Annotated in this window: 9 protein-coding genes and 1 pseudogene; 9 read left to right on the top strand and 1 reads right to left on the bottom strand. The window is 75.4% G+C overall.

Annotation, left to right across the window (positions count from 1 at the left end):
- The 9 genes and pseudogenes from AWW66_RS34490 to AWW66_RS20335 all read left to right on the top strand — a co-directional run.
- A pseudogene (locus AWW66_RS34490) lies at positions 1–543 on the top strand (hypothetical protein); the annotation flags it as partial.
- An 84-nt stretch (positions 544–627) separates the two neighbouring features.
- Positions 628–1,056, top strand: a complete 429-nt coding sequence (locus AWW66_RS20370) for a phage tail protein (protein ID WP_067368844.1) — start codon at positions 628–630, stop codon at positions 1,054–1,056.
- Positions 1,056–1,784, top strand: a complete 729-nt coding sequence (locus tag AWW66_RS20365; protein ID WP_157527627.1) for a CIS tube protein — start codon at positions 1,056–1,058, stop codon at positions 1,782–1,784. Before AWW66_RS20370 ends, AWW66_RS20365 begins: the two co-directional genes overlap by 1 nt.
- Positions 1,771–3,534: a VgrG-related protein gene (locus tag AWW66_RS20360; RefSeq protein ID WP_067368841.1), complete on the top strand. Its 1,764-nt coding sequence runs from the start codon at positions 1,771–1,773 to the stop codon at positions 3,532–3,534. Before AWW66_RS20365 ends, AWW66_RS20360 begins: the two co-directional genes overlap by 14 nt.
- 14 nt (positions 3,535–3,548) lie before the next feature.
- Positions 3,549–3,977 (top strand): PAAR domain-containing protein, encoded by a 429-nt coding sequence (locus AWW66_RS36050; protein WP_211272036.1) that lies wholly within the window; start codon positions 3,549–3,551, stop codon positions 3,975–3,977.
- Positions 3,978–3,982: 5 nt separating this feature from the next.
- Complete coding sequence (locus AWW66_RS20350) at positions 3,983–4,405, top strand: GPW/gp25 family protein (protein WP_067368839.1); 423 nt, start codon at positions 3,983–3,985, stop codon at positions 4,403–4,405.
- Positions 4,405–6,366 (top strand): putative baseplate assembly protein, encoded by a 1,962-nt coding sequence (locus AWW66_RS20345; protein WP_067368836.1) that lies wholly within the window; start codon positions 4,405–4,407, stop codon positions 6,364–6,366. Before AWW66_RS20350 ends, AWW66_RS20345 begins: the two co-directional genes overlap by 1 nt.
- 19 nt (positions 6,367–6,385) lie before the next feature.
- The gene (locus AWW66_RS20340) at positions 6,386–6,958 is read left to right on the top strand and encodes a phage tail protein (protein WP_067368833.1); all 573 of its coding nucleotides are present in this window, start codon (positions 6,386–6,388) and stop codon (positions 6,956–6,958) included.
- Complete coding sequence (locus tag AWW66_RS20335; RefSeq protein ID WP_067368830.1) at positions 6,955–8,271, top strand: zinc ribbon domain-containing protein; 1,317 nt, start codon at positions 6,955–6,957, stop codon at positions 8,269–8,271. Before AWW66_RS20340 ends, AWW66_RS20335 begins: the two co-directional genes overlap by 4 nt.
- On the opposite strand, the gene AWW66_RS20330 is transcribed toward AWW66_RS20335, so the two are convergent.
- Entirely contained in the window at positions 8,258–9,052 is a 795-nt protein-coding gene (locus AWW66_RS20330) for an AfsR/SARP family transcriptional regulator (RefSeq protein ID WP_067368823.1), read from the bottom strand. The two genes, AWW66_RS20335 and AWW66_RS20330, sit on opposite strands and share 14 nt — an antisense overlap.
- Positions 9,053–9,221 lie beyond the last annotated feature (169 nt).

Here is a 9,221-nt window from a genome sequence, read left to right as displayed (position 1 = left end):
CCCCTGCTCCAGCGGGCCGGCCAGTCGGCCGGGGCGGCGGGCGTACCCCTGCCGACGCTGCGGCGGGCGGTGCCGACGGCGGCCGACGGCGCGGCCCCGACGGTGGGCGCCGCGCCGTCACCACCGCCCACGGCGACCGGCCGGGCTGGCGCGACCACCCCACCGGGCGCGGCGGCGCAGCGTGCGGGGCCGGGCCGGTGGGGTGGCGGCGCGCAGGCCACGGCGACGGTCCAGCGGAGCGCGGCCGGTGGCGACGCCGGCCACCCGGCGACCACCGCCACGGCGAGGACCACGCCGGCCAGGGCCGGGGCCAGCGTGCAGCGGGTCGCCGGGGCGAGCCGTGGGCCGGTGCAGCGCCGGGCCGTCGACGGGGCCGGTGAGTCGGCGGCGGATACGGACGTGGAGGCGCTGATCAAGGGCTTCGACCGGCGGCACCTGGACGCCCTGGCCCACCGGCTGGTCGAACCGATCAGCCGGCTGGTCCGGGCCGACCTGCGGGCCAGCCGGGAACGCTCCGGCCGGTGGCGGGACGGTGCCCGGTGAGCCGCCCGGCCCGCCCGGCGGGACCGGGGCCGGGGCCGGAGCCGGAGCCGGGACGGGGCAGCCGGCACGAGGAGGGAGACGGTGATGGCCAGCGGTGATCCGGGGACGAGCGTCCACTTCCGGCTCCAGATCGACGGGATCGACCTGGGCGACTGGAACACCTGCGACGGGCTCGGCTGCGAGGTGGAGGTGGAGCAGTACGAGGAGGGGGGCAACAACGACTTCGTCTGGCAGTTGCCGTCCCGGCTGAAGTACTCCAACGTCACGTTGAGCCGGCCGCTGACCCGGGACACCGCGAAGGTCTCCAGCTACCTGGCCCAGTTGCCGAGGGGCGTCCGCCGGGGCACCGCGCAGATCGCGGCGCTCCGCCCCGACCTGGCCCTGCTGGTCCAGTGGGGACTGGCCGACGTGGTGCTGGTCCGCTGGTCCGGCCCCTCCTTCGACCCGAACCGGTCCGAGGTGGCCAGCGAGAGCATCGAGTTGGCGTACCACGGTTTCCTGGAGGTCGGCTGATGCCCCGGGCGCAGAAGGTCGCCGCGCACCTCCAGCGGTACCAGCCGCCCACCTCGGGCGGGAGCCAGCCGGGCGGGGCGCTCGGTGGGCCGATCACGTTCATGTTCAACCCGCAGCAGCTCGCGCTGACCAAGTCGGCGAACTGGATCCCGCACGTGGTGCGGGGCGCGGCGGACGTCGGCGTCGCCGAGTTCAGCGGCTCCGGGCCCCGGACGCTGAGCCTGGAGATCTTCCTCGACGCCACCGACACCCACTCGCGCACCGTCCAGGAACGGGTCGACGCCCTGCTCACCTGCTGCGTCCCGACGAAGGCGAGCATCGCGGCGAAGGCGCCCTCGCCGCCGTGGGTGAAGTTCGCCTGGGGGCAGTTCCAGACCGTCTCGTTCTACTCGTACGTCAGCCAGATCAGCGCCACGTACAGCCTCTTCGACCCGGACGGCACCCCGCTGCGGGCGACCTGCTCGCTGACCCTGAACGAGATCAGCGGCGCCACCCCGGGGCAGAACCCCACCTCGGGCAGCCGGACCGCCCGCCGGGTGCACCGGCTGGTCGCCGGGGACTCGCTGGAGCTGCTGGCCCACCGCGAGTACGGCGACGCCACCGCGTGGCGGGTCATCGCCGAGGCCAACGACATCGACGATCCCGTCCGGCTGACGGCGGGGCGGCAGGTGCTGCTGCCCGCCCCGGAGGAGCTGCGCACCGAGGAGGACCGGCATGTCCAGCGGTGACCACACCAACAACCTGGTCGTCGGCCTGCCCGGAGAGCTGCCCAAGCTCTGGGCCGACCGGCTGGTCTCGGCGGTGGTGGAGGACAGCACCAACCTGGCCGCCACCGCCACGCTGCGCTACCGGGACCAGCAGAGCCGCCTCCTGAAGGACAACTCGGTCACCATCGGCACCGAGCTGACCGTCCGGGTCCGCACCGGATCGGACGCCGCCCCGCTGCCGCTCTTCACCGGCGAGGTGGTGACGCTGGAGTCCGAGTACGACGGGGTGGGCACCTTCACCACCGTCCGCGCCCTGGACCGGTCGCACCGGCTGATGCGCGGCCAGCGGGTCCGCAGCTTCGTCAACCGCAAGGCCTCCGACATCGCCCGCGAGGTCGCCGCCGCCGCCGGCATCCCGGTCGGCCGGATCGACCCCACCCCGACCGTGTACGAGATGGTCACCCAGCCCAACGTCACCGACTGGGAGTTCCTCAAGCTGCTGGCGGTCGACAACGACGCCGAGGTGGTGGTGGTCGACGGCAGGTTCGAGTTCCGCCGCTCGGTGCGGGCGGCCAGCGCCCCGGGCGCCGGGGTCACCGCCGAGCAGAGCCCGTACGTGGTGGAGATGAACGAGAACCTGCTCTCGGTCCGCTCCACCGTCACCTCGGTCGGCCAGGTCGCCGGGGTGACCGTCCGGGGCTGGGACGTCCGCGCCAAGCAGCCGGTGCGGACCGAGGTACGCACCGACGCCAGCGACGAGGTGCAGATCGGCACCAGCCCGGAGAAGGTGGCCGAGCCCTTCGCCTCCGCCCGGCTCTGCGTGGCCGACGTGCCGTACCGGACGGCGGCGGAGACCCGGGCGGTGGCCGGCGCGGTGGCCGCCGACGTGACCGCCGCCTTCGCCGAGCTGGAGGTCGGCATCCGGGGTAACCCCCGGCTCCGGGCCGGGGTGCCGCTGTCGTTGCAGCAGGTGGGGAAGCCGTTCGAGGGGAAGTACACGACCACCGCCAGCCGGCACGTCATCGTCCCCGGCCAGTTCTACGAGACGTGGCTGACGGTCAGCGGCCGGCAGGACCGCTCGACGTGGGGACTCGCCGCAGCCGCCGCCGCGCCGGCCCGCGCCGCCCGGATCCCGGGGCTGGCCGTCGGGATCGTCACCAACACCAAGGCCGACACCGACCGCCGGCACCCGGAACGGGTCGGCCAGGGCTGGGTGAAGCTGCGCTTCCCCTGGCTGACCGACCCCGCCGACTACGAGACGGACTGGGTCCGGACCGTGCAACTCGGCGGGGTCGGCGGGGGCGGGGTGTTCTGCCCGGAGGTCAACGACGAGGTGCTGGTCGGCTTCGAGCAGGGGCTGCTCGACCGCCCGTACGTCCTCGGCGGGCTCTACAACGGGGTGGACAAGCCGTCGACGCACGAGGGCGCGCTGATCGACGCCGCCTCCGGGCGGGTGAACCGGCGCTCGTTCGCCTCGCGCAGCGGGGACCGGATCGAGTTCCTGGAGTCCCAGTTGCCCGCCGGGCCCCGGGGAATCCGGCTGACCACCGCCAAGGACCGGCTCACCGTGCACCTGGACGAGCGGAGGACCTCGGTGGTGATCCGCAGCGACGGCACCGTCGAGATCGAGGCCCAGAAGCAGGTCACCGTAAAGGGCCAGGGGATCACCCTCGACGCCGGCACCGGCAAGCTGACCCTCAAGGGCCAGGCGGTGGAGGTCGCCGGCCAGAGCCTGGTCGACATCCACGCCACGCTGGTCAAGCTCAACTGACGGGAGACACGATCATGCCAGCGGCTGCCCGCATCGGGGACCAGCACAGTCACCTCGCCGCCCGCCTGCCCTCCGCTCCCCCCGTGCCCGCTCGCGGCGGTACCGGCCCGGCCACCCCGCCCGTCGCGCTCCCCTCGGGCCCGCCCACCGGCACCGTCGGGCCGCCCGCCGGCCGGGCCCTGCCCCCGGGTACGCCGACGGTGACCCCGATGCTCGGGGTCGCCAGCGTGCTCGTCGCCGGGCAGCCGGCCGCCGTGGTCGGCACCGTCTGCGTCTGCCCGCTGCACGTCGCCCTGCTGATGACCAACGTGATCGTGCCGGCCGTGCCGCCGCCGCTGCGCCGGGTGCTGATCGGCGGCTTCCCGGCGGCGCGTCAGGGCGACCAGCTCACCTGCCGGGCCACGGTCAGCAGCGGCGCGGCGTCCGTGCAGATCGGGGGCTGACCCCGGTGGCCGAGCAGTTCATCGGGCGGGGCTGGGCGTTCCCGCTGCGGACCGACGCGACCGGCGGAATCGCCCTGGTCGACCGGGAACGGGAGATCGTCGAGGCGATCCGGTTGATCCTCGGCACCGCGCCCGGGGAGCGGCCGATGCGGCCGGAGTTCGGCTGCGGCGTGCACGACTACGTCTTCGCCCCGGCCGACGAGAACACCGCCGGGCGGATCGCCTTCGAGGTACGCCGGGCGCTGGACCGCTGGGAGCCGCGCATCGACGTGACCGACGTGGTGGTCAGCTTCGACGCCGAGGAGGCGGGGGTGCTCTACATCGACATCCGGTACTCGATCCGGGGCACCAACGACCCGCGCAACCTGGTCTTCCCGTTCTACGTCATCCCGTCCCACGAGGACGGTCCCGAGGAAAGCGTCGCCTGATGCCGCTGCCCGCACCGAACCTGGACGACCGCCGTTTCCAGCAGCTCGTCGACGAGGCGAAGCGGTTCATCCAGCAGCGCTGCCCCGAGTGGAGCGACCACAACGTCTCCGACCCCGGGGTGACCCTGGTGGAGACGTTCGCGCACATGGTCGACCAGTTGCTCTACCGGCTCAACCGGGTGCCGGAGAAGAACTACCTGGCCTTCCTCGACCTGATCGGCATCCGGCCGTTCCCGCCCACCGCCGCCCGGGGGGACGTCACGTTCTGGCTCTCCGGCCCGCAGACTCAGCCGGTGGTGCTGCGCGCCGGCACCGAGGTCGGCACCGAACGGACCCAGACCGACGAGGCGATCGTCTTCACCACCGCCGCCGACCTGACCGTGGTCCCCTGCGAGCTGAGCCGGCTGCGCAGCCACCCGGCGCAGGGGCCCCCGGTGGACCGGACCGAGGAGCTGCTCGACGGCCGGGACGTGCCCTGCTTCCCGGCCAGCCCGTCGGTCGGCGACGCCATGCTGCTCGGGCTCACCGCCGCCGTGCCGTCCTGCGCGGTGCTGCTGGTGCTGGACAGCCGGGTGGAGGGCGTCGGCGTCGACCCGCGCCAGCCGCCGCTGGTCTGGGAGGCGTGGACCGGCGAGGGCTGGTCGCCGTGCGTCGTCGACCACGACGACACCGGCGGGCTGAACCGACCGGGCGAGGTGGTGCTGCACGTGCCGGCCGGCCACGTCAGCTCCGTGGTGGGCGGGCAGCGGGCCGGCTGGCTGCGTTGCCGGCTGGTCGAGGCCCGCCCCGACCAGCCGTTCTACGCCGCCTCGCCGACGGTACGGGCGATCGAGGCGGCCACCATCGGCGGCACGGTCACCGCCGTGCACGCCGAGACGATCCTCGGCGAGCAGGTCGGGGAGGCCGAGGGGGTGCCCGGCCAGCGGTTCACGGTGGCCCGGCCGCCGATCGTCGGCGACGAGCACCCGCTGGTGGTGGAGAGCGCCGACGGCGGCGGCTGGCTGGCGTGGACCGAGGTCGACACGTTCAGCGACTCCGGGCCGGACGACCGGCACGTGGTGCTGGACCGCACCGCCGGGGAGATCCTGTTCGGGCCGGCGGTCCGGCAACCCGACGGCACGCTGCGTCGCTACGGTGCCGTACCGGCGGCCGGGGCGCGGGTCCGGGTGCGCCGGTACCGGACCGGGGGCGGGCGCAGCGGCAACGTGGCCCGGGGCGCGCTGGCCGTGCTGCGCAGCTCGATGCCGTACGTGGCCCGGGTGGAGAACCGCGAACCCGCCACCGGCGGCGTGGACGGGGAGACCGTGGCCGAGGCCCGGCTGCGCGGGCCGGTGCAGTTGCGCGCCCAGGACCGGGCGGTCACCGCCCGGGACTACGAACTGCTGGCCCGGCAGGCCGCCCCGGCCGCCGCCCGGGTCCGCTGCCTGCCCGCCGGGGACGGCAGCGCGGCCGGCGGGGTACGCCTGCTGGTGGTGCCGGAGGTGGTCGCGGACGCCGACGGCCGGCTGCACTTCGAGGACCTGGTCCCCCCGGACGCGATGCTCGCCACCATCGCCGAACACCTGGACGCCCGCCGCCCGGTGGGCACCCGGCTGGTCGTGGAACCGCCGTTCTACCAGGGGGTGACCGTGGTGGCGCGGCTGATCGCGCGCCCCGACGTCGCCGCCGCGCAGGTCCGCGCCGAGGCCACCGCCACCCTGTACCGCTTCCTCGACCCGGTGCACGGCGGGCCGGAGGGCACCGGCTGGCCGTTCGGTCGGCAGGTGCACTCCGGGGAGATCTTCGGGGTGCTGCAACGGCTGCCCGGCGTCGAGGTGGTGGAGGAGATCCGGATGTTCCCCGCCGACCCGATCACCGGCCGCCGGGGGGACCAGGTGAACCGGATCGACCTGGACCGGCACGCGCTGGTCTTCTCCCACCAGCACCAGGTCCGGGTCGAGCAGCGCCCGTCGGGCGTGTAGAGCGGAAAGGGGTACGCCGATGCGCGCCGCCATCGAGGGACTGGCCTCCCCCGACCCACTGGGTCGACGGCTGCCCGGGGTGTACGCCGACGACGACCTGGCCCAGCGCCTCACCAGCGCGTACGACCAGGTGATCGCGCCGGTGCAGGCCACCCTGGACAACCTCTGGGCGTACTTCGACCCGGCGCTGGCCCCGCCCGACTTCGTCGACTGGCTGGGTACCTGGGTGGCCGCCGGCGGCAGCCGGGACCGACCGGAGGACGAACGCCGCCGGCTGGTCGGCGACGCGGTCTCCCGACACCGGGTACGCGGCACCGCCGCCGGGATCGCCGAGGAGGTACGCCTCGCCACCGGGGTCACCCCGGAGATCCTGGAGAGCGGCGGGACCATCTGGTCGGCCACCCCCGGTGCCGAGTTGCCCGGCTCCGCCGAGCCCGCCCTGACCGTCCGGGTCCGCGTACCGGAGCCCACCGCGGCCCTGACGGAGCAGATCCGGGCGGTGATCGAGGCGAACCGGCCGGCGCACGTGCCGTACACCGTGGAGGTGCTGGCGGCCGACGGCGGCGAACCGGCGACGGGCGGGCCCCGATGAGGGTCTGCGACAACTGCGGCGCCGAGGTGGTCCCGGGGGACGACTTCTGCGGCAACTGCGGCGCCTTCCTGGCCTGGGACGCCACCGACGACACCGCCCCGCGGACCCGCCCGGTCCCGGCCGGGACCGGCCGACCCCCGACCGGCACCGACGACGCGCCCACCGGCACCCGGCACCCGGACCCGGCACCCGGCACGGACGCGGCCCCCGCCATCGACCCCGCCCCGGAGCCAGAGTCCGACCCCGGACCGCAGCCGGTCGTCGGTCAAAGGGCCGGAGCCGGGGCCGGGGCCGACCGGACCGGGTGGACCGATGACGTGGACGATTCAGCTCGACAGGATGCCCAACCGGACCCGCCACCCCCACCGGCCCCCGACAGTCGGCGGGCGGCGGCGCTCGTGGTCCCGGTGCGCCCCGCCACGACCGGGGACGCCGCGCCCGCCGACCCGACCAGCGCCCACCCGACCGGCACCGACCCCACCGCCACCGTGCCGGCGCAGGTCGACCGGCCCGCCGCCGACCAGCCGCGTGCGGTGCAGCCCGGCCGGCCGGTGGCCCCCGCGCCGGTGGTCCGGGACTTCACCGGGGACCGGCCCGGCGGCCCCGACGACGTCGTCTGCCCGCACTGCGGCACCGGCAACCCCCGGGGCCGGTCGTTCTGCCGGCGCTGCGGCCGGCCGCTGGACGCGACGGCGCAACCGGCCGCGACCGTACCCTGGTGGCGCCGGCTCCGGTGGCCACGCCGCCGCTCCGGTGGCGGCTGGCTGCGCCGGCTGCTGGCGGTCCTGCTCGTGCTGGCCCTGATCGCCGCGCTGGCCCTGGTGGTGGTCCGGTTCGGCCGGCCCGTCCTGGACACGATCCGGGACCGGACGGCGACGCCCGAGGCGATCCTGCCGACCGAGGTGACCGCCTCCAGCGAGGCGCGCGGCCACCCGGCCCGGTCCACCGTGGACGGCCTCAACAACCGGTACTGGGCACCCGCCACCGACCAGCCCGCCGCCGGCCAGTACGTGGAACTGACCTTCGACCCGCCGATCCGGCTGCTGGACCTGATCGTGCACACCGGTGCCTCGCCGCAACAGGACGACTTCGTCAGTCAGGCGCGACCGGCCGAGCTGACCATGACCCTGTGGACCCGGGACGGTACCCGCACGACGACCCCGCTGCGGCTGACCGACCGGCCGGGACCGCAGACCTTCCACCACGTGGCGGGGGACGTCACCCGGCTCCGCCTCACCATCGGCGCGGTCTACGGGCAGGAGCGCGGCCGGCGGGTGGCGCTGGCCGAGGTCGAGGTGTTCAGGCGGCCGTGACGTGCACCGGGCGGGGCGCGCCGGTCCGGCCGACGCCGAGCGAGCAGAGCACCCGCTCGTACGTCTGCTGGCTGCGCCGGGCCGCCGCCACGTCGCCGGCCCGGCGCTGCGCGGTGATCAGCAACCGCCACCCGTCGTCGTGGTACCCGTCCAGTTCCAGTGCCCGGCGGGCCGCCGTGATCGCGACCCGGGACCGGCCCCGGGCCAGTTCCAGGCCGGCGAGCAGCACCGCCGCCTCGGTGGCCCGGGACCGGTGCCGCTCCCGGTCGGCGAGCACCCACTCGGCGGAGCCGTCCTCGGGCAGCAGGTCGCCGGCGTACTCGTCGAGGGCGTTGCGCAGCGCCCGGACCGCCGCCGGGCCGTCCCCGGTCGACCGGGCCCGGCGGGCGGCGGCCAGCGCCGCGTCGAACGCCGCCACGTCACTGCCCCCGCCGACCCCCACCTCCAGCCGGTACGACGAGCCGTCGCGGACGATGAACCGGGACGCCCCGCGCGCCACCCCGGGCTCCAGGAAGGTCCGCAGCGTCGAGACCCCGACGTGCAGGTTGTTGACCGCCGAGCGGTCCGGTAGCTCCGGCCAGAGCGCGGCGGTGATCCGCTCCCGGTGCACCGGCTGCCCGGCGTGCGCCGCGAGGTAGCGCAGCAGCGTCCGGACCCGGGGACGGACACCCGACCAGTCGACCGGGCTGCCGTCCACCTCCAGCCGGAAGCCGCCGAAGCACCACAGTCGGAGGTACCGGTGGTCCGCCGACGCCGACGCCGGACGATCGCTGGAAATCATGTGATCTGTCTCCCTTGTCGCCAAGACCACGCGGACCGGTCCGGTCCACGACCAAACGGCCCGCACTCGGGGCGCGCCGGCGGCATCGACGCCAGCCGGCGCAGGCGGGACGGCCTGTGCTGGGAGAGGTGGGCGACGGGGTCGTCGCGTCGCAGATTCTGCTCGCCGG

Source organism: Micromonospora rosaria (assembly GCF_001567585.1).
Taxonomy (GTDB): Bacteria; Actinomycetota; Actinomycetes; order Mycobacteriales; family Micromonosporaceae; genus Micromonospora; species Micromonospora rosaria.
Note: the sequence above shows the minus strand (reverse complement) of the source record. Positions and strands in the feature narration are given on the sequence as shown.

What these genes read in the sequence shown, in the direction of transcription:
- AWW66_RS20345 (WP_067368836.1), top strand. Translation starts at nt 4,405, where the DNA reads ATGCCGCTGCCCGCACCGAACCTGGACGACCGCCGTTTCCAGCAGCTC.
- AWW66_RS20360 (WP_067368841.1), top strand. Translation starts at nt 1,771, where the DNA reads ATGTCCAGCGGTGACCACACCAACAACCTGGTCGTCGGCCTGCCCGGA.
- AWW66_RS36050 (WP_211272036.1), top strand. Translation starts at nt 3,549, where the DNA reads ATGCCAGCGGCTGCCCGCATCGGGGACCAGCACAGTCACCTCGCCGCC.
- AWW66_RS20330 (WP_067368823.1), bottom strand. Translation starts at nt 9,052, where the DNA reads ATGATTTCCAGCGATCGTCCGGCGTCGGCGTCGGCGGACCACCGGTAC.
- AWW66_RS20335 (WP_067368830.1), top strand. Translation starts at nt 6,955, where the DNA reads ATGAGGGTCTGCGACAACTGCGGCGCCGAGGTGGTCCCGGGGGACGAC.
- AWW66_RS20370 (WP_067368844.1), top strand. Translation starts at nt 628, where the DNA reads ATGGCCAGCGGTGATCCGGGGACGAGCGTCCACTTCCGGCTCCAGATC.
- AWW66_RS20365 (WP_157527627.1), top strand. Translation starts at nt 1,056, where the DNA reads ATGCCCCGGGCGCAGAAGGTCGCCGCGCACCTCCAGCGGTACCAGCCG.
- AWW66_RS20340 (WP_067368833.1), top strand. Translation starts at nt 6,386, where the DNA reads ATGCGCGCCGCCATCGAGGGACTGGCCTCCCCCGACCCACTGGGTCGA.